The sequence below is a fragment of the Chloroflexus sp. genome (assembly GCF_034435895.1).
GTDB lineage: Bacteria > Chloroflexota > Chloroflexia > Chloroflexales > Chloroflexaceae > Chloroflexus.
This window is the reverse complement of sequence record NZ_DAOTWH010000076.1, coordinates 1-23,674: the sequence shown is the minus strand read 5'-3', so window position 1 is coordinate 23,674 and position 23,674 is coordinate 1. Positions and strand designations below refer to the sequence as shown.

General features: G+C 58.7%; 21 protein-coding genes, 1 tRNA gene and 1 riboswitch. Of the genes, 8 read left to right on the top strand and 14 right to left on the bottom strand.

The window, feature by feature from the left end:
• The coding region (locus tag U9R81_RS04590) for a TolB family protein (protein WP_416180935.1) at positions 1 to 883 on the top strand (883 nt) is incomplete at its 5' end.
• Positions 884 to 1,437: 554 nt separating this feature from the next.
• On the opposite strand, the gene U9R81_RS04585 is transcribed toward U9R81_RS04590, so the two are convergent.
• The 13 genes from U9R81_RS04585 to U9R81_RS04525 all read right to left on the bottom strand — a co-directional run bounded on the left by U9R81_RS04585 (position 1,438) and on the right by U9R81_RS04525 (position 14,751).
• A complete protein-coding gene (locus U9R81_RS04585) occupies positions 1,438 to 2,760 on the bottom strand; it encodes a hemolysin family protein (protein ID WP_322494338.1) in 1,323 nt (440 codons plus the stop codon).
• Between the two features lie 194 nt (positions 2,761 to 2,954).
• A complete protein-coding gene (gene tpiA, locus U9R81_RS04580) occupies positions 2,955 to 3,707 on the bottom strand; it encodes a triose-phosphate isomerase (RefSeq protein ID WP_322494337.1) in 753 nt (250 codons plus the stop codon).
• 11 nt (positions 3,708 to 3,718) lie between these two features.
• Positions 3,719 to 4,390 (bottom strand): M50 family metallopeptidase, encoded by a 672-nt coding sequence (locus U9R81_RS04575; protein ID WP_322494336.1) that lies wholly within the window; start codon positions 4,388 to 4,390, stop codon positions 3,719 to 3,721.
• Positions 4,391 to 4,562: 172 nt separating this feature from the next.
• On the bottom strand, positions 4,563 to 5,366 hold the full coding sequence (locus U9R81_RS04570) for a hypothetical protein (RefSeq protein ID WP_322494335.1): 804 nt from the start codon (positions 5,364 to 5,366) through the stop codon (positions 4,563 to 4,565).
• 291 nt (positions 5,367 to 5,657) lie between these two features.
• Positions 5,658 to 6,020, bottom strand: a complete 363-nt coding sequence (locus tag U9R81_RS04565) for a YraN family protein (protein WP_322494334.1) — start codon at positions 6,018 to 6,020, stop codon at positions 5,658 to 5,660.
• On the bottom strand, positions 6,007 to 6,513 hold the full coding sequence (locus U9R81_RS04560) for an HNH endonuclease (RefSeq protein WP_416180934.1): 507 nt from the start codon (positions 6,511 to 6,513) through the stop codon (positions 6,007 to 6,009). Before U9R81_RS04560 ends, U9R81_RS04565 begins: the two co-directional genes overlap by 14 nt.
• A gap of 321 nt (positions 6,514 to 6,834) precedes the next feature.
• Positions 6,835 to 8,508: a fused MFS/spermidine synthase gene (locus U9R81_RS04555; RefSeq protein ID WP_322494332.1), complete on the bottom strand. Its 1,674-nt coding sequence runs from the start codon at positions 8,506 to 8,508 to the stop codon at positions 6,835 to 6,837.
• A 42-nt stretch (positions 8,509 to 8,550) separates the two neighbouring features.
• The gene (locus U9R81_RS04550; RefSeq protein ID WP_066791037.1) at positions 8,551 to 8,808 is read right to left on the bottom strand and encodes a YggT family protein; all 258 of its coding nucleotides are present in this window, start codon (positions 8,806 to 8,808) and stop codon (positions 8,551 to 8,553) included.
• Position 8,809: 1 nt separating this feature from the next.
• Positions 8,810 to 10,117, bottom strand: coding sequence for a histidinol dehydrogenase (gene hisD / locus U9R81_RS04545; RefSeq protein ID WP_322494331.1), 1,308 nt, complete (start codon positions 10,115 to 10,117; stop codon positions 8,810 to 8,812).
• A 477-nt stretch (positions 10,118 to 10,594) separates the two neighbouring features.
• The gene (locus tag U9R81_RS04540) at positions 10,595 to 11,797 is read right to left on the bottom strand and encodes a S1C family serine protease (RefSeq protein ID WP_322494330.1); all 1,203 of its coding nucleotides are present in this window, start codon (positions 11,795 to 11,797) and stop codon (positions 10,595 to 10,597) included.
• A 236-nt stretch (positions 11,798 to 12,033) separates the two neighbouring features.
• Complete coding sequence (locus tag U9R81_RS04535; RefSeq protein ID WP_322494329.1) at positions 12,034 to 12,561, bottom strand: DUF2085 domain-containing protein; 528 nt, start codon at positions 12,559 to 12,561, stop codon at positions 12,034 to 12,036.
• A 112-nt stretch (positions 12,562 to 12,673) separates the two neighbouring features.
• Positions 12,674 to 13,678 (bottom strand): phytoene/squalene synthase family protein, encoded by a 1,005-nt coding sequence (locus U9R81_RS04530; protein WP_322494328.1) that lies wholly within the window; start codon positions 13,676 to 13,678, stop codon positions 12,674 to 12,676.
• Between the two features lie 125 nt (positions 13,679 to 13,803).
• The gene (locus U9R81_RS04525; protein ID WP_322494327.1) at positions 13,804 to 14,751 is read right to left on the bottom strand and encodes a MerR family transcriptional regulator; all 948 of its coding nucleotides are present in this window, start codon (positions 14,749 to 14,751) and stop codon (positions 13,804 to 13,806) included.
• 232 nt (positions 14,752 to 14,983) lie between these two features.
• Between U9R81_RS04525 and U9R81_RS04520 the strand changes: the two genes are divergently transcribed.
• Together U9R81_RS04520 and U9R81_RS04515 are read left to right on the top strand one after the other, a co-directional pair.
• On the top strand, positions 14,984 to 15,979 hold the full coding sequence (locus U9R81_RS04520; protein ID WP_322494326.1) for a GDP-mannose 4,6-dehydratase: 996 nt from the start codon (positions 14,984 to 14,986) through the stop codon (positions 15,977 to 15,979).
• A 118-nt stretch (positions 15,980 to 16,097) separates the two neighbouring features.
• Positions 16,098 to 17,210: an NDP-sugar synthase gene (locus tag U9R81_RS04515; protein ID WP_322494325.1), complete on the top strand. Its 1,113-nt coding sequence runs from the start codon at positions 16,098 to 16,100 to the stop codon at positions 17,208 to 17,210.
• 121 nt (positions 17,211 to 17,331) lie between these two features.
• On the opposite strand, the gene mscL is transcribed toward U9R81_RS04515, so the two are convergent.
• On the bottom strand, positions 17,332 to 17,757 hold the full coding sequence (mscL, locus tag U9R81_RS04510) for a large conductance mechanosensitive channel protein MscL (protein WP_322494324.1): 426 nt from the start codon (positions 17,755 to 17,757) through the stop codon (positions 17,332 to 17,334).
• A gap of 548 nt (positions 17,758 to 18,305) precedes the next feature.
• Positions 18,306 to 18,407: riboswitch (TPP riboswitch) on the top strand.
• A 145-nt stretch (positions 18,408 to 18,552) separates the two neighbouring features.
• Between mscL and tenA the strand changes: the two genes are divergently transcribed.
• The 5 genes from tenA (at position 18,553) to U9R81_RS04485 (ending at position 23,674) form a co-directional block, all read left to right on the top strand.
• Complete coding sequence (tenA, locus tag U9R81_RS04505) at positions 18,553 to 19,206, top strand: thiaminase II (protein ID WP_322494323.1); 654 nt, start codon at positions 18,553 to 18,555, stop codon at positions 19,204 to 19,206.
• Positions 19,207 to 19,837: 631 nt separating this feature from the next.
• A complete protein-coding gene (locus U9R81_RS04500; RefSeq protein ID WP_066787451.1) occupies positions 19,838 to 20,167 on the top strand; it encodes a hypothetical protein in 330 nt (109 codons plus the stop codon).
• Positions 20,168 to 20,192: 25 nt separating this feature from the next.
• Complete coding sequence (locus U9R81_RS04495; RefSeq protein WP_322494322.1) at positions 20,193 to 20,636, top strand: universal stress protein; 444 nt, start codon at positions 20,193 to 20,195, stop codon at positions 20,634 to 20,636.
• A 278-nt stretch (positions 20,637 to 20,914) separates the two neighbouring features.
• A complete protein-coding gene (fusA, locus tag U9R81_RS04490) occupies positions 20,915 to 23,026 on the top strand; it encodes an elongation factor G (RefSeq protein ID WP_322494321.1) in 2,112 nt (703 codons plus the stop codon).
• Positions 23,027 to 23,601: 575 nt separating this feature from the next.
• Positions 23,602 to 23,674, top strand: a tRNA-Thr gene (locus tag U9R81_RS04485).

Here is a 23,674-nt window from a genome sequence, read left to right as displayed (position 1 = left end):
ACGCCTTACCTTTAACAATGCCGAAACGGTTGCCTATTCGTGGCTGCGCAGTTGGGATCCTACCCAACAGATGTTGGCGGTCGACTCGCGGCGCGATCAACCAGCCTATCGCCAAGTGTATGCACTCAACAGTATCGCTGCTAGCATCGGTGAGACAGCGCCGGGTGCGTCAGCCACTCGTATAAGCGCTATCGACGTTCGCGATCAGCTCGAACAGCCGCCAGACGCATTACCGGAATTTCTCACGAAACCCGTCAATGAATTCAACCCCATGGTATCGCCTGACGGCACCCAGCTTCTCGTTATTTCAGAGCGCACCGGTCGCCCAGACCTTAACTTGTGGTCAGGTCCGGCCCCCGGCAGTCTGCCTATCGCGATGCGTTTATCCCGTGATCTGCCAGCCTGTCGCTCCGAAACGCCGGCATGGTCGCCAGACGGGCGCATGGTCTATTGGGTGAGCGACTGTGACGGCAATTTCGAGATCTATCGGGCCGAGTTGCGCTACCAGCCAATCATCCGGCGGCAGGTGGTAGCCCAACTCTTCGCCGAACTTACCAACATCCGTAACCTGACCAACAACCCAGCCAACGACCGCTTTGCCCGCGTCTCGCCCGACGGTAAGCAAATCGCCTTCGCCAGCGACCGCGACGGCAACTGGGAGATTTACGTGATGAATGCCGATGGCAGCAATGTCCGCCGCCTGACCAACCACCCTGCCACCGATGACGCACCAACGTGGTCGCCCGATGGCCGCCAATTGGCCTTCGCCAGCGACCGCGACGGCGATTTCGAGATTTATATCCTGAACGTCAGCGATGGGGCGATAACCCAACAAGTCACCCAAAACACCGCCCAAGACCGCTGGCCGTTGTGGGCCCAGTAGAGACGCACAGTCGTGCGTCTCTCACTCACAGCGGTGCGTTGTGATATTTGATTTGATTATGTGAAAAGATTGTAGGCGCACGGCGGTGCGTCCCCGCGCGGCGGTGCGTCTCCCACCTACAGCGGTGCGACCCACCGGTAGGGGCGGAAGGCAATCCGCCCCCACCATATGATCGCTGTACAATGCCGTAAAGCCTCGTGCTGCACTCCCCATCACCCCTCCCCCAGCGGGGGAGGGGTAATGGGGTGGGACAAACCAGCGCATCGCAACGCCTTCAACCACATCTGCGCTCATGCGTTCTGGCCGCCTTGAACGCCAGTGGGAGCAGGGCTGGGGGTGAAGGCCACCGAGCAGAATAATCACAAAGCCACCCAAGCGATGCAAAACCGCTTAGCTTTTTGTGCCTTTTGTGTCGTTTCGTGGCTATTCAATCACGCAGCGGGCTTTGTACCCATCGCCCAGCCCTTCCGGGCCGGGTGCCAGATTAGATGGTCTGTCTGCCCTTGAACCCACCCGCAGGGGCGGATTGCCAGCCACCCCCGCCCCACCGTTCTCTACGCCACCGGCGCCACTTTATTGCCCGTCTCTGGCTCGCGCGCGATCAACACCTTATCAACTCGCAACCCGTCCATATCAACCACCTCGAATCGCCAGCCACCCCACCGCACCACGTCGCCGGCAGTAGGGATTTGGCCGATGAGGCTGATCACCAACCCCGCCAGTGTCTCGTAACGGTAGGTCTCTTCGTCAGGCAACTCATCGACGTCGAGCAGCGTGCGCACTTCGTCAATCGGCAACGAACCCTCTACGAGGTATGAACCGTCTTCACGCCGCACGATCGGCGGCGGGGTAGCGTCATCGTACTCATCATCGATCTCGCCGACAATTTCTTCCAGCACGTCTTCCAACGTCACCACCCCTTCAATCCCGCCCAATTCACCCACCACTAGCGCCATGTGGCGGCGGCTGCGGCGAAAGGTGGTCAGCAACGCTGAAGCGCGGCTGTTTTCGGGGACGTAGAGCGGTGGCGAAATCGCTTCGCGCACTAATGCCTGTTCGCCCTTCTTGCGGTAAAGCAGTAACAAATCGCGCACATGCACGATCCCGACAATCTGATCGGGTGTCTCTTCATAGACCGGAAAGCGCGAGTATCCACTAGCGAGCAACTCATCAATCACCTCGCCGAGGGTACGGTGGGCTTCCACCATCTCAACTTCGTGGCGCGGGGTCATAATGTGGCGCACGGCCCGATCGCTGAATTTGAAGACCCGATCAATAAACTGCTGCTCTTGTGGTTCGACCTCGCCCGTTTCCGCCCCTTCCCGCACCAGCGCCCGAATATCCTCTTCGGTAACGCGCTCTTCTTCCACATTCGCCCGCCCGATCATGGTCAAAACCAACCGGGTGGAAAAGCTGAGCAGTGCGATGATCGGCGTGCTGATCCGGGCCAGCAACAGCATTGGGCGCGCCATCAGGGTCGCGATGGCTTCGGCGCTCTGCAACGCGATCCGCTTCGGTACCAGCTCACCCAGCACCAGCGACAGATACGTCACTAGCAGCACCACCAGAAATTGAGCAAGTTGGTCGGCATACGGCGCTAACAGCGGATAACCGGCGATCCACGGTGCAAGTTGGCCGGTCAAAGTTGCGCCGGCAAAGACGCCATTCAACGTGCCAATCAGCGTAATCCCGATCTGCACCGCTGAGAGAAAGCGATCGGGGTCGTCTTGCAATTGTAACGCGATCGCCGCCCCCCGGCTGCCATCCTCGGCCCGTTGCTCAAGCCGCCCGCGCCGCGCCGAGACAACCGCCAATTCGGTGGCGGCAAAGGCGCCATTCGCCAATGCCAGCGCAATAATGATCAACAGTTCCTGCATGAGTGTCGTTTGCCATCAAGATTGCATCTAAGCGATGAATCTATATTCTATTGTAATGACCACGAACGCAATCTGAACATTCCGCACAGGTTGCGCCTCTGCGATGCGCTGCCTGCGGCATACAAGCACAAATGGCGACGGTTGCCGCAACCGTCGCCTACCCAGCCTTGGCCTGCGCTACGTTCAGGTTCCATTTACTGATAGTTGATAATACGGAGAAAACTGGCAGCCTGCAATGAGGCGCCGCCGACCAGCGCGCCATCAATGTCAGGCTGGGCCATCAATTCGTCAATATTGTCCGGCTTCACGCTCCCGCCGTACTGGATCCGCACCGTCGCGGCAATGTCAGCGCCGTACAAATCGGCGAGCGTAGCCCGGATCGCAGCGTGCATCGCCTGCGCATCCGCCGGAGTCGCCGTGTCGCCGGTGCCAATCGCCCAAATCGGTTCGTAAGCGATCACCACATCTGCCATCTGCGCCGGTGTCACCTCAACCAACGCCGCCCGCACCTGCGCCGTTACAATCGGCTCGGCCTGCCCGGCGTCGCGCTGGGGCTTGCTCTCGCCAACGCAGACGATCGGGCGCAGGCCATGCGCCAACGCTGCCCGCAACTTCCGATTGACGAACGCATCGCTCTCGCCAAAATACTGCCGCCGCTCGCTGTGACCGACAATCACATACCGGCAGCCAATGTCGGCCAGCATCACTGGCGATACCTCACCAGTAAAAGCTCCCTGCGCTTCGGGGTAAAGATTCTGCGCCCCCAACCCCAACTGGCTGCCGGCCACCAACGGCGCCACCGCAGCTAATGCGGTGAACGGCGGGCACACAATCGCTTCCCGATCGGCCAGCAGGCCGAGACCGGCGAGCAGATCACGCACGAGCGCCGTCGCCTCGCCAATCGTCTTGTACATCTTCCAATTGCCGGCAATCAAGGGAGTACGCATCGCATCCTCGTCTAAAACATCCGGGCCAGCGTCTGCAATACCCCAGACAGTGCGCTATCACTGAGTAAGAAGGTCAAGCCGACGCCAATCGCCACGGTGACGGCAAAGACTTTCCAATCCCATGCCAGCACCTTCGCGCCGTCAAACGGGCCGGCTGGGATCATATTGAACAGACCGATCCAAGCGTTGAACCGAAAGCCTACATAGCAGATGGTGATCCAGAGATCAAACCACAGCGGCCGTAATACGATGACCGGAATGAAGAGGAAGAGAAAGAGCACCGACAACACCAGATTGGTCACCGGCCCGGCCAACGCAATAATCCCGCTCTGGCGTATGTTGAGTTTGCCACGATGCCAGACCGCTCCCGGCGCTGCGATGAAGACACCCAAGAAACTAATCAGAATTGACAACAGCAACCAGCGATCGTTGGCCATAAAATGGGCTTGCGCGCCGTAGCCGCGCGCCACCACCCGGTGGGCTAATTCGTGCAGCACGAACCCGATCCCGGCTACAATCGCAGCTACGATGAGATTGGTGACAAACTCGCCGCTCAGCAAATTCGATGCGCCGGTCTGCATAATCGCGAAGGCCAGCGTCGTCCCTGCCCATGCCTTGAGCAGCTCGAAGTTATCATTCGGCGGGCGGCTAAAGATGTCGTCAAATGAGGTGAAATCGCGCACAAAGGTTTCCACTACAGTTGTTCGGATGTTTCTCCTCACAATTATAGCATATTGCTCCGCCGGACAACGGGAGCGGCACTGGGGTTACGGCGTCCAAGCCAGAGCGCCGTGGCAAGCGGGGAAAGAGTGGCATACGGCGCAGCCAATGCTGCGCCGTGGCAAAACAACGATGCTACTGCCGGCGAATAATCTCAACCAGCTCTTCGAGTGAGAGCTGTGAGAAGTGACGCGGCGGCGCTTTCGGCGTGCCGCAGAGCAAGAGACGATGGCTGGGGTGCAGGTACCAGTCGGCTTGGCTGTCGCACTGGCGCAGCGTTTCGTACACCGGTTGCAGATCAACGTTCGAGCGGCGCTGGGCCGTTACTCCCATATAGCCGCGCCGGTCGCGGTAGGCAAACAGCACCGCGCCATAGCTAAACGCCAGCCGCGACGAGCCGCCGTCGGCGCTCTGCACCGCAATCCCTAACCCCCACGGCGTGTCAAATTCGAGCCGGTGTTGGAACGCTTGCTCAAACCGCAACTGGCGCACCTCGTGCTCGTACCACGCATCGAGATTGGCCAGCATCGCCTGCGCAACGTGATGGGGCCGGTTGGGATAGAGCGCATTGTAGCCGGCAATTAAATCGGTAATATTGAAAAAGACCTGCCCCGGCCGGTAATCGGCATGATCGATCCGCGTCACCTGATCAACCAACCGGCGCAAGGCTTCATCGTTTGGCGCGACGGCCCGCCGCACCAGCTCGGCCGCGCTGAGCGTCGGATCGTTGGTTTGGTGATGGTCAAACCGGCCACCACCAGTATCGACGTGAATGATGTGAGGATCAGAATCGACCGGCTGATCCCGCCACGTGCGCCCGGCCGGCACAAATTGCAAGTCGGCATCTTTCGCCGGGCCAAACCGCATCAACAGCCAGATTGCGGTGAGGCAGTCGAGATCAGGGGCCAGATGACCCACAATCGTCAACGGCGTTTCCACACAGCAAACATTTCTAGAGCATTGCTCGCCTCACATGCCCGATAGCCCGGTTGCGCGCTATCATTGCCGGCACGTTTGCCCAAGCCCCACAACCTGATAGCGAGCCGCTGTTTCGCGGCGAGTAATGCTACGACTTCTCTAAATGTCAAATCTTGTTCGTAATATAGCATAGCTGGCGCAGTTCCTCAAGTAGGCCGCGCCCGTCAATTAACCCCATGATACACGATCGATAGCTCCTTTGGATTGTGATGATATGCACAAATTTGCGTAAGATGGCGAGCCGGGCTGGCGCTACTCTTCGCCAATCGCCGCGATGATGTGATCGCTGACCACGAGGCTCCCGCCGGTGATGGTCAAGGCTATCACATCAATCCGCCAGTCAGTCGTCGGGGAAATGTTGTGCTCAGCGAGGTAGTGGTACGCAAGGGTGATCAATCGTTGCCGCTTGTGCGCCGTAATCGATTCCAGCGCATACTCATCGCGGCGCGTGCGCACTTCCACAAACACAATCTGGTCGCCGTCACGGGCGACCAGATCGATTTCACCACTGCGACAACGCCAGTTGCGGGTGATCATCGTGTAGCCGCGCTGTTCGAGATAGGCGGCGGCAATCTGTTCACCGTGATCACCCAGCCGGCGCTTAGGTGTAGGCATATTTGCGCCAGACATCGTGCCGCTCTAGCTCGCCGAGGAGGGCAAAGGCCAGATACTGCGGCTGGCGCGGCGTCGAGAGCAATACCATGTTCGCCTGTTCGGGGGTACGCCCGCCCTTGCGATGGTTGCAATCGCGACAGGCCGTCACGACATTATTCCACGTCGTCAACCCGCCTTGCGAGCGTGGCACCACGTGATCCATCGTCAGGTGCGCCCGGCCCGGCTGCTGGCCGCAGTACTGGCACGTCTCGCGATCGCGGGCAAAGACGCCGCGCCGCGAACAGGGCAGCCGCAGTTGGCGCGGAATGCGGATGTACCGCACCAGCCGGATGACCAGCGGGACACTGTACGTGACCGATTGGGCGCGTAGATGCTGCATCGCCGCCTCGACAAGCTCGGCTTTTTCTTGCAAGAGGAGGACGAGCGCGCGCCGCACTGAAATCAGTTGCAGCGGCTCATAACTTGCGTTCAAAACGAGGACTCGCTGTGCCAAGTGACACCCCCCTTAACATGAACCGATGTTATCACGATAACAAAGGCTCTTGCCCGGGGGCGTCATGGCCCCGCGCTAGAGCGGCCTGATGCGGTTTGCGGAGGATACAGCCCGAATCGCGCGCAACACCGCACTGTCGCCGCCCATACTGCGCCGGCACCGATGACGTGACGCGCAGTAACAGGCTGCTTGCCCGGCTAACGCCGAACAGGTACGGTAGCGGTGTTGCAACGGCGAATTGCCCATCAAATTCGATCCTATCCGAAACAGTCTGGCTAACCGATATAAAGGTAACATGAGTTGCGCAAAGTTGTCAACCCGCTACTGAGCGATTTTGCCCGCTTCACTGAAAATCAGGCCGTCAATCAGTTGTTCTACCGGCGCATGGTCATCAGTGAAAGGTCGAAATTGCGCCATCGCCGGCGTAAATTCGCGCAATGGCCCAAACCGGCCTTCATAGAGTGACCAGTACATTACTAGTTGCAAGGCCGGTATGTCGATCCGGGCCGCATTTTCAATAAAATTGACCACGCCGTCTCCTACCGGCTGGTTGACGCCAATCACGATCGCATTACTAAACCGGGTGTCGATAATGTACACCTGCGGGAAGACAGCGGCCATCGTCGCGGCCAACGCATTCACCAGCCGATCATCGCCGCTGGCTGGCCGGCCGGCATTCACCACGGCGACGCCGCGTGGGGTCAGCTTGGCTTTCACTTCCTGAAAAAATTCAACCGTCGTCAGGTGAAAGGGAATATACGGCTGGTGATAGGCATCCATGCCGATCACGTCGTATTGCCGGTCAGTCTGCCCCAGCCAGTAGCGGGCATCATCGTTGTAGGTCGTGAAATAGGGCGCTTGTGCGGTACCGTCGGCCATGTCAAAGTAGCGCCGCCCAACCTCACTGATTTTGCGATCGATCTCCACCGCATCGATGATCGTATCCGGCCCGTAAATCGCCAGAAACTGCTGGGCAATGCTGCCCGCCGCTGCCCCTAGCAACGCCAACGAGCGAATATCATCCGGGTTCGTGTTAGGGTAGAGGTACGGCGCGACAGTGAAATAGTCCCACGGCCCGCCGTCGGTCAGCAGATCGAGCGGGTCGCCGGTCTCGCGGTATTTCAACCGGTAGATCGAGTGCAATGCCAACCCTTCGTTGAGAATCAGCACCCGCCGCCGGTCAACGGTGCCGCTCGCATACGTAACCTCTTGCTCGGCCACTTGGATGTAGTTGTAGTCCGATTCATATTCGGCAATCAAGCGGCAGTTGCGGCAATCGGCTGCTTTGATCGCGCCGGTATTAAGTTGGTACGCGGCGGCCAGCAGCGCTACGGTCGCCACCAATAGCAAACCGCGCGGATCGCGTAACCCGATCAGGCTGAGGACGACCAAGAAGCCGGCAAAGAGGAAGAGCGTGCTGGCGACGCCGATGGTTGGAATCAGCACCAAAACGGTCAAAAAGGTGCCGATAATCGAGCCGATGGTCGAGAGCGCCGAGATGGTACCGGCAGTGCGTCCGGCCCGCTCGACGTCTTCGGCTTGGCGCAGTTGCAGCCGGATGGCAAACGGCCCTACCATTGCCATCAGCGTGACCGGCACGGCAAACAGTAAAATGACGCCGATCAGCGCAGCTAAAAAGCCACCAGCAGCGACATTGCGCAGCGCGCCTTGCGCGACGCTTAGAATCGGGCGGGCAATAAAGGGAATGATCGCGCAGCTCAAACCGGCCCAGCCGATCAATTGAAACAAGAGCCGCCAATCGGGCCGCCGGTCGGCCAGCACCCCGCCCAACCGGTAGCCTACCGCTAAATAGACCAGCGTCATCCCGATCACAACGGCCCAGATCGGCTGGGAAGTGCCAAAAAAGGGCGCTAACATACGCGGCATCACCATCTCGATGCCGAGCGTGCCGATCCCGGCCAGAAAAACCACGGCGAGCAATAGCCGATCGTTGCCAGCTCGCCGCGCACTTATCGGAAAGGTTTTATCAGCCATTCACCCATCCGCTCACAGTGGTGGGTTTACCCCACCGTCGTCTCACCGAATTGCACTAATGATCAGGCGCTCAAGGAGTTGCAAAACGAGCATTGCCACAATCGGCGAGAGGTCAAACATGCCGAAATTGGGCATAATGCTCCGGATCGGCCCCAGTATCGGCTCGGTAATCTCATGCAGAAAGCGGGTCACTGGAAAGTTGCCCTGCGGATCAATCCACGAGGCCAGCACCCGCCCCAAAATGGCGTAGAACAGTACGGTAAATAAAATACTGACAAAGCTCACCAAAAAGCCCGACATCTTATTCCCTCCCGTCGGTATCGAGTGATTCAAGCCGCGCCCGCACCGCTGCCGCGTGCGCAAACAGACCTTCGGCCTCGGCTAGCCGCATCGCTGCCGGCCCGATCCGGCTTAGACCGGCTCGATTGATGCCGACGAGCGAGATGACTTTACGAAAACTATCAACATTGACCGGTGAAGCATAACGCGCCGTGCCTTCCGTAGGCATGATATGCGATGGCCCGGCTACGTAGTCGCCCAACACTTCAAACGACTCTTCACCCAAAAAGACGCCGCCGGCATTGCGCACCTCTCCCACATACTGCCACGGATCTGCAATCAGCAGGCAGAGATGCTCTGGGCCATACTCATTGGCCAAGCAAAACGCCGTCGCGAGATCGGGCACTAACACAATCCCGCCGCGTTGCGTGACCGCTTCGCGCGCCGCGCGCGCGTTTGCGTCAGGCAACACCGCCAGTTGCCGCTCGACTTCTTGCTGCACCTGTTCGGCCAAGACCTGATCGGTGGTCAGCAAAATGGCGCTGGCTTCAACATGCTCGGCCTGCGCCAACAGATCAGCGGCTACTGCGCGCGGGTTAGCCGTCTGATCAGCAATAATCAACGTCTCGGTCGGCCCCGGCAGGCTGACTACCCCCACCGTTCCGTACACCATCCGCATCGCCTGTATGACGTACCGATTGCCCGGCCCCGCTACCGTATCCACCCGTGGAATGCTCGCAGTGCCATAGGCCATCGCAGCAATCGCCTGCGCGCCACCCACTGCAAACACCCGGTCAACGCCAGCTAAATGGGCCGCCGCTAGCACAATTGCCGCCGGTTCGCCGGTAGCGCGCTGCGGCGGCGAGCAGACGACAATCTCGCGCACACCGGCCACCCGCGCTGGCACCGCAGCGTGGATCAGCGATGACGGCAGCGGCGCCACCCCTCCCGGCACATATATCCCTACCCGGTCGAGCGGGCGCACAATTTGCCCCAGCGCTCCTTCGACGCCAAATTCGACCCATGAGTTGCGGAGTTGCCGCTCGTGGAAGCGGCGAATTTCGCTAATCGCCAGCAATAGCGCGCGGCGCAACGCCGGATCGAGATCGGCTGCCGCCGCCGCCCACCGCTCCCGCGGTATCTCAATCGCCGTCCGGTCGACACCGTCGAAGCGCAAGGTGTACTCACGCAGCGCGTTATCGCCTCGCTGCCGCACATCGGCAATGATCTCGGCGACGACACGGGTCGTTGCGGCATCATCGTCCAGCGGCATGCGCCGCAAAATCCCGGCGCGAGCGGCATCGAGATCGGTAATAATAGGGATTGTCATCGCTGCTCACTCTTCATACTACCGGCCACCTCCTCCAGCGAGAAGGGGCGCTTGCCTCGCTCTGTTATTGTCATTCTACCGCACCTTGCCGGTTATAGGCGCACCACCGCCGTCACTGCCGTCACAGAGCGCGGGCCGCTGGCCCGCCATCACCCCCGTCTAAACGTTGCGGGGTGAACAGCACATTTGTCGATCACCACTGTTGATCGCGATACGATGCCTCAAAGCCCCATGCTGCCCACCCCACACCCCTCCTCCAGCGGGGGAGGGGTGTGGGGGGTGGGGGCAGCAGCCCGCGCAGCGGGCTTCGTAAAGCTAGCCCGGCCCTGAAGGGCCGGGCGCCAGATCAGATGCTCTGTCCGCCCTTAAACCCGCGCCAGTGGGAGCGGGGCTGGGGGTGAGGGCACCCCAGCCCCTCGCAACGCCTTCCCCCATCCCAGAGCGCGGGCCGCTGGCCCGCCGCTGAAGCGTTGTCGATTACGGTCGCGCCGCTAACGTCACCGGCACCTCAAGCTGCTCGTTGCCACGCTGAATCGTCAGCGTGATCCGTTCGCCAACCGTAAACTGGTCAAGCAAGCCGATAAGTTGGTCGCTGGAAACGATCGGCACGCCATTGCACGCCAGAATAATATCACCACCGATCCGCACCGGCAGACCGCGATAGGTCTCGGTTGTATTGCCACCCTGCAACCTAGCCTGTTCAGCCGGACTATTCGGCTGGACTGTTCCCACCAGTACCCCACGGTTGACCGGCAACCCAAACCGGTTGGCAAACAGCGTGTCAACCGTGGTCATACTCACGCCAAGCCATGGATGGTCGTACCGTCCTTGCCTAATCAGCACTGGCGCCACGCGCGCAATCGTCTGCGCCGGCACCGCATAGCCAACCCCCTCGAAATCGCGCCCGCCGAGGCTGACCGCAATCGCTGTATTGATCCCAATCACTTCGCCGCGCAGATTGAGCAGCGGGCCACCCGAATTGCCGGGATTGATCGCGGCATCGGTCTGGATGACGTTCGGAATGCTGAAACTGCCAAAGCTGCGGGTTGGCCCGCGCAAAGTGCGGCCTAAACCGCTCACCACCCCCACCGTTAGCGTGTTCTGCTCGCCAAACGGGCTGCCGATCGCGATCGCAGTCTGCCCCACTTGCACCGCCCGGCTATCACCCAGCGGCAACGGCGTCATCCCCTCCGGCAAGCTCGTCACTTTAATCACGGCCAAATCGCTATCGGGATCACTGCCAATCAGATCGGCAATCACCGTCGCCCCATTGGCAAAGCGCACCTGTATCTGCACTGCGCCGTCCACCACGTGATGGTTGGTCACAATATGGCCCTGATCATCGAACAAAAAGCCAGAACCCTGCCCGGTCGGCCCATCAGGCGTGATCGGCGGATGGCCCGGCGGCAAATTGGCGCTTGGATCAACGACCACATCGAGGCTCACCACGGCTTGACTGGCGCGTTGGTAGAGCGCGATCAGCCGTTGTTCGTACTCAGTCAACGCAGCCTCAGCCGTAGGCGCCACCGGCGTAGAAGCGATTGGCGGTAAGGGCGCATCGGTCGGGCGCACCGGCGGCGCTGTCGGCGTTGGCACAACGGCTGCCGGTGAAGCTGGCACATCGGCGCGCGCGCAGCCGGTGAAGAGGAAGGCTAACAATATCAACAACCAGAAACGCATAAGGCGATCTCCTCACTTGATTAAGCGTGTGGATGGAGCAGATGCATCTCCTCCCCAATACTGGAACCGGTGCATTCGGCGCACCCACAGCCGGCGCATCCGCCAACCGGCTACCTACTCCTCGATAGGTGACGCATAGCCGCACCACATGATAAAGGGTAACAAAACCGGCGAGAGGTTGTCAGGATACCCCTCTCGCCGGCCTCATCATTGTAGGTTGCGTCCCGCGCCAGACATTATCCCGCCATACGTGACGGCGCTGGCCACAAGCCGGGCCAAACCGAAGCAAAGAAGATACCCGCGGCAAAACCGGCTTGCACACCATTGAGCAGCAACAACCAGAGGGGGGCAAACCACCAGCCACTGTAGTGACCAACAATCTCAAGCGGCCAGAGCAAGAAGGGCAGGGCAGCGATAACGAACCGCAACGGCCATGCCAGCGAGCGATAGGCGCGCAATATCACTGGCGCGCGCGCTCCGATGCTTAGGCGCGCCAGCCAGAGACCGATCGTCGCTCCCCAGCATCGGGCGCAAACCGCCATCGGCCAGCCCAACAACCAAAACGAACGCTCCGGCGTCGGGCAAATATAGGCTGCCAACAGATCGCGGGCCAGCACCCCGGCATCGCTCACCAGCAGCAACCCAGTCGCGCGGAAGAGCGGCGATGCAATTGGGCCGAGAAAGAGAATCCACAGTAAGAGATCAAATACCCAGCGCGGCCACGGGCGGATCGTCTGCGGCGTTGATAAGACGTATGCAGTCATAGAACCATTCTAGGCTTGAATAGCATCTATTCAGTGCAAACATCACTAACGGGCGGATGCTCAAGCACAGAGCCATCTTTTGCATTTAGTCAGTACAAACCAGACCGTCCCCTCAACGGACCTGCTTCTCCAACCGGCGCACATCCCACCAGATGCGCGGCAAGCATGCCACCTTCTCGCGCAAGGTCAAATACGCGCGGCGGGTATAGGAATCATACCGGTTTGCGACGATTTTATCAAGGATACCCCGATAAACGCACGCCGCAGCCGCAACCGCAAAGCGCACCTCAACCGGCAAGAGCGCAATACCGGGCCAGCTCTCATCGTACAAGCGGTGAGCGCGCTCAATTTGAAACTTCATCAGCGCGATAAACCGTTCATCATAAACGCGGGCCAAAATATCATCAGCGGTCAGGTCAAAACGGGCCAACTCATCTTCGGGCAGATAGACGCGCTGGCGGCCCGCATCTTCACCAATATCGCGCAAAATGTTCGTCAACTGCAACGCCACCCCCAGCTTAATCGCATACGGCGTCGCGCCGGGAGCAGCGCCGGTAATCCCCATGACCAACAACCCCACGACCGAGGCGACCCGGTAGCAATAGAGCCAGAGATCGGCAAAGGTGGCATAGCGCGAAATCGTCAGATCCATCGCGACACCGGCCAACAACTCATCGATCAGATGAGGAGCGAGATTGTAGCGTTGGCAGGTATCGGCCCATGCCAAGAGCACCGGGTGCGACGTGTCAAGGCGCGGACGGCGGGCAACCCGCACCCATTCGGCGAGAGCGCGAGCTGGATCAGAGGTTGCCATATCCACCGTATCATCGGTCGTGCGGCAGAAGGCATACAAGGCCCGTACTGCCCGGCGCTGGGGCGGCGGCAAAAACTGCGTGCTGAAGAAAAAACTCTTGGAATGGCGCCGGATAATCTGGTCGCAGATGGCGTAGGCCTCAGCCAGCGAACGCACCGGTGGCGGCGGGAGTTCATCAGCGTTAGACGAGGCAGGCAGATCGCTGAGATGGAAGAGCTGGGCAAGCTGTTCATCAGCCGACAGAGCTTGGCTGACCGGTAATCCGTTCCCGCGCGTAATGATCGAGATCGAATTCAGCGACACACCGCACTCCTTTTGTCACATATTCACGCTTAGTTGTACTATACGCAATCTTGCGCGTACGGGCAAGACCGAATCAAGCGTTATTGGCTCGGATCGCCAATAACGCTTGCCGTCCTCGCACACCATTAGCGACTGCGACTTAGGAGTGCCGCGACGTTTTCCACCGCTTCCTGTGCATCGCGCCCCAAGAAAGTGCCCGGCATCTTATGCGTCAAAATCGGGTTGAGGTTGAACGCACGACCGCCATAGCCAAAGAGCGGGGCTGGCGGCGGCAATTGTTGCAACGCGCGCCCAATTTCGAGCAGTTGGGTGGCGGTTTCGGTGGTCGAAGCTGACAAACAGACCAAATCGGGCTGAATGTGGCGCACCGCATCGAGCAGATCTTTCACCGGCACTTCCGGGCCAAGATAGACGACTTGCCAACCGTGCCGCACAAGGAAGACGGCCAGCATCAGCGCGCCGAGGTCGTGCTGTTCGCTCGGAGCGCAGCCTACTACCACCAATCCACGGCCTTCGGTCACGTTGTAGGTATTAAACAGGCTCGACAACTTGCGCCGGATGAACTGGGTAGCAAAATGTTCGGCAGTCACCGAAATCCGCCCGGCGTGCCACTGCTCGCCAATCTCGATCATGGCCGGCTGGATCAGCTTCAGGAAGACATCTTCGAGCGGGTAAAGCGCGAATGCTTCACCCAGAATCTGTTCGGCGCGGGTGGCGTCAAAATCGGTCAGCGCGTTGATGATCCGCGCCTGCATTCGTTCCCACGTGTGCGGTTCCGTATCAACCGCGGTATTCAGCCACGAGAGACTCGTCTCGCTTCCATCAATCATCAGCGCAATCGCTTGGCTGATGGTTAACCCTTCCGCCGTGCGATCCCGAAGCCAACGAATCGTGGCAATATCACGCTCGGAGTAGAGGCGGTGGCCGCCTTCGGTGCGCTGTGGGCGCGGCACACCATAGCGGCGTTCCCATGCGCGGAAGGTATCGGCCGGCACGCCTGTCTCCTGTGCGACAGCCTTGGTGTTGTATCGCGGCTTGTCTGAAAATTGGGAGAGAAAATGTTGCGGTGCCATCGTTCCGCGGCCCTTCCCAGCGCTCAAGCTGTGCTGTAGCGATGGCGCATAATCTTTACACCCGATCCATATCGCACCACGGTTCACAATGGCGTGTGCGTTGCCCAAATATATGTGGCGCTGCACAAGCCTTACGCTAAGCGTGGTACAATGTTGTCAATATTGTAGCATGTTGCACAATCACTGTCAATAAAATGCACAATCAATCGCGATATAATCTCAGCACAGCGTGTTGATTGCAGCCATCACGATTATGCGTGTACTGATCACCGGAATTAACGGTTTTGTCGGCGGCCATCTTGCCGAGTATTTGCTGATCAGCGGACGCTGGGAGGTATGGGGGTTGTCGCGCTCGTCTGCGCTCACGTTGCCCGAACTCGCCGGCAAGGTGCAATTGGTGCAAGCCGATCTGGCCGACGCCGAGGCGACGATGCGCGCGCTTGTCCAAGTTCGGCCACATGTCATCTTTCATCTGGCCGGCCAGCCTTTCGTGCCTGAGTCATTCCGCGATCCAGCCGGCACCTTGGCCGCCAATACCCTCGGCGCGCTCCACATTTTTCTGACCTTGATCGAATACCGTATGGCCACCCGGGTGCTGGTGATCGGTACGAACGAAGAGTACGGCAAGATCGATCCCGCCGATTTACCGATTGATGAGGACACCCCCCTACGCCCAACTAGCCCCTACGGCGTCAGTAAAGCGGCCCAGAGCCTGTTGGCTTTGCAATACCACTACAGTCATGGGCTTGATCTGGTGCGAGTGCGCCCCTTTACCCATATCGGTCCGCGCCAAAACGAGCGGTTTGTGACCGCGGCCTTTGCCCGCCAAATCGCTCGCATCGAACTCGGTTTGCAACCGCCGGTCGTGCAGGTGGGCAATCTTGCTGCGCAACGCGATATTTCCGATGTGCGCGATGTGGTCGCGGCCTACGCGCTGCTAGCCGAACACGGCGAGAGCGGCGCAGTGTACAATGTTGGGTCAGGAAAGGCCGTTATGGTGCGCGAGTTGCTCGATATGCTCTTGGCCGAATGCACGGCGCCGGTCGAGGTGCGGCTCAACCCTGAATTGATGCGCCCGATCGATATTCCGCTCGTCGTCTGTGATGCGAGCCGGCTGCGCGCACGCACCGGCTGGCAGCCGCGCTATACCCTGCCCGAGACCCTGCACGATATTTTGACCTACTGGCGCCAACGGGTCCGCGCCGAGGCGTTGGCGGCTGCCGGCTAAGAAAATCGTCACCAAGCCGCGAACGATTGGTAAACTATTTGTGGTCTATCGGCGCTATACTGCGCCTAGCCGTATCGGATATCGTTTAGTTAGCAAACCTATCAACAGAAACAATGCTATGAAAGCAGTCATTCTGGTTGGCGGTCAGGGTACGCGCTTGCGCCCCCTCACTTGCCGCACGCCGAAACCGATGTTGCCGCTGGTCAATCAGCCGTTCATTGAGTGGATGCTCTTGCGTTTGCGCGATTATGGCATCCGCGAAGCGATTCTCGCCGTGCAGTATCTGGCTGACCGCTTCCGCGCTGCGCTTGGAGATGGTTCCCGCTTAGGCATGAAGCTGCACATTATCGAAGAACCTGAACCGCGCGGCACTGCCGGCGCCGTTAAGCATGTCGAGCATCTGCTTGACGGCACCACCTTTATCTTTAACGGCGATGTGATGACCGATCTCGATTTGCAGGCGATGCTCGATTTTCACCGCGAACGCGGCAGCAAGGTGACGATCTCGCTGACGCCGGTTGATGATCCCACCCAGTTCGGCTTGGTCGAAACCGACCGTGACGGCCGGGTGCGCCGCTTCCTCGAAAAACCGCGGCTGGAAGACATTACTACCAACCTTGTCAACGCCGGCACCTACCTGATCGAGCCAGAGATGTTCCGCTACGTGCCGCCGAACCAGTTCTATATGTTTGAGCGCGGTCTTTTCCCCGTCGTGTTGCAGACCGGCGACCCCATGTATGGCTTCCCTTCTCGCGCCTATTGGACAGACATCGGCAAACCGCAAACCTACCTCGATGTCCACCACGATATTCTGATCGGAAAAGTGCAGTACCATTTCCGTGGCCAGCAGATTGGCGAACGGATCTGGGTCGAAGGCAAGGCTGAGATCCATTCCAGCGCCCAAATTGTCGGCCCGGTAGTGATTAGTCACGGCACGCGCATTGGCCGCGGCGCGCGGATTATTGGCCCGACCGTGATCGGGGCGCGCTGCGACATCGGCCCGGAATGCCAGATTGAAGGCGTAGTGATGTGGGATGAGAATGTGATCGAGGAGGGCGCCACGCTGCGCAATTGCGTGCTCGGATCGGGCAACCGCATCGGTGAGCGTTCGTACGTAACCGATGGCGCCATCATTAGCGATGAATGCCAGATTGGGCAAGACAACCGACTCGAACGCGGGATCCGGATCTGGCCGGGCACGACGCTGGGTGATCGGGCCATTTCATTTTAGAGGCCGTGAGAAGTAGGACACGGGTTCGCACGGATTGAGACGGATGGACACGGATCGAAACCGTGAAAATCTGTGACATCCGCGTGTACCCGTGTCCTCGTTCTACCCAACCACTGGAGAGCTACAAGCGTTTCGCCAACAGATCGCGAATCTCGGCCAGCAATCGTTCGCTCAGCACCGCTTCTGGCGGCGCCGGCGGCGCGGCTGGTTCAACGGGTTTGGGCAGGATCCGGTTGGCGAGGCGTACAATCAAAAAGATCACGAAGGCAATCAACAGAAAATTGATCAAAGCGGTTAGGAACGCTCCATACGCCAGCACAGGCCCCGCCGCCTGCGCTTCGGCCAGCGTCGTTGCGGTTTGGCCGGCCAGCGGGATGAAGTAATTACGAAAATCGGCCTGCCCGCCAACGATTAAACCAATGATCGGATTGATGATATCGTTGACCAGTGAATTAATGATCGCAGTGAATGCCGCGCCAATAATCACGCCAACTGCAAGATCGAGCACATTCCCCCGGCTAATAAACTCGCGAAATTCCTTGAGCATGCATACCTCTTACTTGGCACTTTACAGCATCAAAAGCAGTGAACCAACGAGCACAGAACCCATTAAAAAGACGATTTTATATTGAGACAGTAATTTCAGTATAAAACAAATCAGTCGTTCTTGTCAATCAGTTGTCAAAAGGTTAAAATCTTTCACGAATCATAAGATTGTCAAATGTGTTACTCACTAAAAAGTAACCAGTTGATATGAATAACAAGCCTTCCATTCCAGAGCAGCACACCCTCGCTGGTTCAGCGTTAAGCCATTGCGACTACATCCACCGGCAACGCGCGCAGCCGCATCGCTGAGCTACTGCATTCAAGAAAACGACACTGATCCCGGCAAGACTACCCATGCGCAACCGTGTCTCGTCATCTAGTGCGACCCACAACCACCCAACAGTAGCCAGTGGTTGGTTAGATCATTTACTAACGCAACCTTTCCTATCACGAAGTATAAGCAAAGCGACAATTCAGCGGAGAAAGAGTTAACCACCAACCCGCCTTGACAGATGCGATTGATCATGGTACCCTTTGCAACAACTCCAAACCGTTTCGAGGGGGCGCTTCGCTAGGATAGCGAGGCTGAGATGGCACCCTTTGCACCTGATCCGGGTAATACCGGCGTAGGAATTCGGAACGGCCAGCGTCTGCTCACCTTAGCAGTTGCTAGATTGTCTCCTCCTTGCGGTGCAACATCTCCTCCAAACCTACAGTAACGCTCCCTTACGGAATGAAGTTTCCCTAGGTCTATGCGCCAAAGATGCATGCATTGTTTAAGAAAGGGAGCACTATCATGCGATTCACCAAAACGCTCTGGTCATCAATCAGCGACATCTATCAGGCCATCATCCAGCATCCGTTCAATGAAGAGCTAGCGCAAGGAACGCTGCCGCGTGAAAAGTTTGCCTTCTACATCCAACAGGATGCCTTATATCTAGCGGATTTTGCGCGCGCGTTAGCGATTATGGCAGGGCGCGCACCAGATCAGGAAGCAATGCTTCAGTTTGTACGCTTTGCTGAGGGTGTAGCTGTGGTTGAACGCGCGCTGCACGATACATACTTTCGCGAATTTGGCATTGATTTGCCCATGCGCCAGCAGGCGCCGGCCTGTTTTGCTTACACAAACTTCCTGCTTGCAACGGTCTCTTGCCGAAGTTACGCTGAAGGAATGGCAGCCTTGTTACCTTGCTTCTGGATCTACCGCGAAGTCGGAAACAACATCTACCGTCGCGCAGCCCTAAATAACCCTTATCAGAAATGGATTGATACCTATGCCGGACACGAATTCAGCGAATGGGTTGATCGCGCTATCACTCTGACCGATACTGTTGCCGATCATGCTTCTGAAGCGCATAGAAACTGCATGCGCGAAGCGTTTGTGCATTCCTCGCGACTGGAATGGATGTTCTGGGACAGTGCCTACCGGCTTGAGCGATGGATGCCGTGATAATATTGGTAGTACTCAGCCTAATTCTGCCGAGCTGGCGAGATGTACTATAGGCGGTTCGTCCTATCGAACCGCCTCAAGATGTAGCAAGATTAGGATCATGATCTCTGTCTCTGACACACCCAACCTGCAAATCTACACGCTATGGCCGTGCCGGTTGAGGTAATCCAGCTCCATATTGATAAGCGGACTCTGTCATACTGCCCTAGATTGATCGCCTACGTAGGCGATGTGGCTAGTGCGCGATCGATGCCATTGGCGTAAACGAGTACGCTACTCTCGAATAACCGCCTTCGCTGCATAACCTTCCCTATTCTCAACCGATTGCACAGTAAAGCGTCAGCTTGGCGGCGACATTAATTACACAACGCCTGCCAACCCAACAGCGCAACGTTCCAATACAACTTCGCCACCTGCTTGGAAAGCATCTTACAACAAGACAAGCTGGAATGCTTTACACACCTGTACCACTAACAAACTTACTAGAAAATTCTGAACCATCAAAGATTGAACATTAGTCCAAAAATCTTCACAGACGGTTGTGAGCTATTGTCCTCTCTTTGGCCGAATTTGTGATACCGTGTACATAGAATGACTGTTGGCACTAGCTTCGAGCGGGAAGAGTCAGGCTATGGCACGACCGAAACGACCGCCGCATCCGATGATCGCGCGCGCCCGCGCACATCTACGCACAATCGCGCCCGATCTGCAATACGCACCGCTGATCTTGCGCACCCTCGACGGGCCGCCGGGCAGCCCGCGCTACGCGGTTTCGGTGGCGCGATGCCAGAACGTGGGCGAATGCCCTTACGACATGGCCGATCCGTCGGTCTGCACCGTGCCAAGCTGCGATCTGCGCCGTTCCCTCCGCCTCTTGCTCAATGCTGACGGCAGCTTAGCGCAGGTGATCGAAGGTCACCGGCGCTGGAACCCGCGCCCGCTCGATGATATCGGCCCCTAAATGGTCTAGCAACAAGGAGGTTGCGATGTACCGCCACATTCTCGTCCCGCTCGATGGCTCGGCGCTGGCCGAGCAAGTGCTGGCCCACGTTCACGCGCTCGCCGCCAACGAAGGCACGGTGAAGATCACGTTGCTGCGGGCAGTGCCGCCGATCTTTACTACCAGCGTTGATTACAGCGGCATGCTGGCGACCACGGCTGACGCGATCACCACGATGGAGCAAGAGGCGCTAGAGTATCTCAATCAGATCGCCAAGCAGTTCCAGAGCGAAGGCTATCAGGTACACACTGAGATTAGTGCGTTGCCGCCGGCGGAAGCGATTATCGAATACGCCGAGAGTCACGATGTCGATCTAATCGTGATCGCAACCCATGGCCGCAGCGGCATTAGCCGCTGGGTGTTCGGCAGCGTCACTCAAAAGGTGGTGCAGGTTGCGCCCACGCCGGTGCTGGTCATCCGCCCCAAGTAATTGTAAAGACGCACGGCCGTGCGTCTCCCCAATCAGGGGAATCCTATGCCGTGCGTTTCCCCTTCATGGAAAAGTATGGCCGTGCGTCTCCACCGTTACGGAGACGCACGGCCTGCGTCTCTACGGTACCATTGACCTGTGAATTGGCTGTGCAAAGGTTGTGTTGCGTTGTTACCTCTTGACGCAACCATGCTAACCCTGATAATCTGTTCTTAACAAAATTTTTTCCTTTCCAGCACACGCCCATCGGGCGCGGGCTTGCGTCAAGGAGGACAGCCATGCGAGCGTTCGAACCGGAAAGGATCCACAACATCGGCATATTCGGTCACCTCGGCAGCGGGAAGACAACGCTGGCCGAGGCAATGCTGATGACGGCCCACGCCATCCCGCGGATGGGGCGCGTCGAGGACGGGTCAACCACCAGTGACTACGACCCCGACGAGCAACGACGCGGGATGTCTATTTCTCTGAGCGTTTTACCGCTCGAGTGGAACGGCGACAAGATCAATTTGATTGACGTGCCCGGCGCCGCCGATTTCGCCGGCGAAGCCGCGGCGGCGATGCGCGTGATCGATGGCGCAGTGATCGTGCTTGACGCCAGCGCCGGTGTCGAGGTTGGCACCGAACTCTTCTGGGAAATGGCGGTGGAGCAGCGCGTTCCCCGCATTCTGTTCGTGAATAAGCTCGATCGCGAGAATGCCAATTTCTACCGCGTGATCGAGCAGGCGCGTGAGGTGCTCGATGCCGCGGTCATTCCGCTGCATCTGCCCATTGGGGCCGGCAAAGACTTCAAGGGCATTATCTCGCTGCGCCAACAGCGGGCATGGCTGACCAGCCCCAAACACGACGGCGGCTATATCGAGGCCGATGTGCCGGCTGAACTCGATGCGCTGATGCACGAGTGGCGCACGGCCCTGATTGATAAAATTGCGGCAACTAATGATCATCTGATCGAACGGTATCTCGAAGGCGGTGAAGATGCGCTGACCCGCGAAGAGCTGTTGTTGGGGTTGCGCACCGGCATTGCCGATGGCTCGATCGTGCCGGTCTTCTGCGGCTCGGCGACGGAAGTGGTCGGGATTGCCCAGTTGCTCAACGGGCTGATCGACTCGATCCCCTCGGCTGGACGCAAGACGACCACCGCGCTCGATGCGAATAGCGAGGCTGAGGTTGAGCTGCGGCCCGACCGCAACGAACCGCTGGCGGCATTGGTCTTCAAGACCGTATCTGACACCTACGGCAAGCTCAGCTACTTCCGGGTCTTTTCGGGTGAAGTGCGCGCCGGTATGACATTGATGAATGCGCGCACCCGCAAAGAGGAGCGAATTGCGCATGTCTATATCGTGCGCGGCAAAGAGCAGATTGAGGTTGAGGCAGTCGGCCCCGGCGACATCGGCTTGCTCACCAAGCTCGGCGAGACGCAGACCAACGACACGCTCTGCTTGCCGTCGCGCCCGCTGAAGCTCAGCCCGATCGAATTCCCGGCGCCGGCCTTTATCGCAACGGTCAAACCGCGCAGTCGCGCCGATCTTGATAAGCTCAGCTCGGCGCTGAGCCGGATGGTCGAGGAAGATCCGTCGCTGCACGTCTCGCGTGATACGCGCACCGGCGAGGCCTTGCTCAGCGGCCTCAGCGAAACCCACTTGCAGATTATCGCCGAGCGCATGAAGCGCAAGTTCGACGTGAATATCGATCTTGAGCTGCCGCGCATCCCGTACCGCGAGACGATCCGCACGGTTGCCACAGCCCAGTACCGCCACAAGAAGCAGACCGGCGGCGCCGGCCAGTTTGCCGATGTCTCGCTGCGGGTTGAGCCGCTGCCGCCCGATCCCAACCGTGAAGACCCGCTCGAATTCGTCAACGAAATCGTTGGCGGCGTGATCTCGCGCGGCTTTATGCCAGCGATCGAGAAGGGCATCCGCGAGGCGATGGAAGAGGGGATTATTTCGGGCAACCCGGTGGTTGATGTACGCGCCGCGGTCTTCGACGGCAAAGAGCACCCGGTCGATTCGAAGGAAATCGCCTTCAAGACCGCCGCGAAAGAGGCGTTCCGCTTGGCCGCGCAGAAGGCCGGCGTGATTATCCTCGAACCAATCTACAGCATGGAGATCATCGTGCCCGACCAGTACGCCGGCGACGTGATGAGCGATATGAGCACACGGCGCGGGCGGGTGCAAGGGATGATGCCGCACGGAAACGGCAAGACGGTGATCCATGCCCAAGCGCCGCTGGCCGAGATTCAGCGTTACGCCACTGATCTGCGCGGGATGACGCAGGGCCGTGGCCGCTTCTCGATCAGCTTTGCCGGTTACGAAGAGGTACCGCCGCATCTGGTCAACCAGATCGTCGAAGCGTACAAGAAGGAGCTGGAAGCGGCGCACAGCCATTAGTTCAACCGCTGGCCGCATCTGCCCGGCTGCAGCCCCTCTCTCCTGTACGCAGGTGAGCGGGGAGGGCAAACATCTGATCGAGCAGGAAACCCGGCCCATCAGGGCCGGGTTCCGTTTACAAAACCCGGCCCGCATTCGCCCGGCCCTGCAGGGCCGGACTATGGTTACGAAGCCCGCTGCACGGGCTGATGCCCCACCCCTTGCCCCTCCCCCGCTGGGGGAGGGGTGATGGGGAGCGCAGCACGGGGCGTTACGGCATCGCACAGCGTTCAACCGTTGTAATCAATCAAATGTTCTGTCCGTACCTCAACCCGCGCCAGTGGGAGCGGGGCTGGGGTGAGGACAAGATACTTACCGCAGAGAGCACCGAGAACGCGGAGGGGAAATATCTACGAAACAATGAAAAAGACATAAAAATATGATGTTTATTTTTGTGTCTTTTGGTGTTCCTTTGTGGCTATACCGCTATCCCCAACTCTGCAGGGCTAGGCGCCACTTGTCGCTTCATACTTGCGGTTGGCAGCTTCTCGCTTGACAAACTGCCCCGCTTCGACTACAATCCTGTACGGCACAATGCCAATGTAGCTCAGTCGGTAGAGCAGCTGTTTCGTAAACAGCCGGTCGCCGGTTCGAGTCCGGCCATTGGCT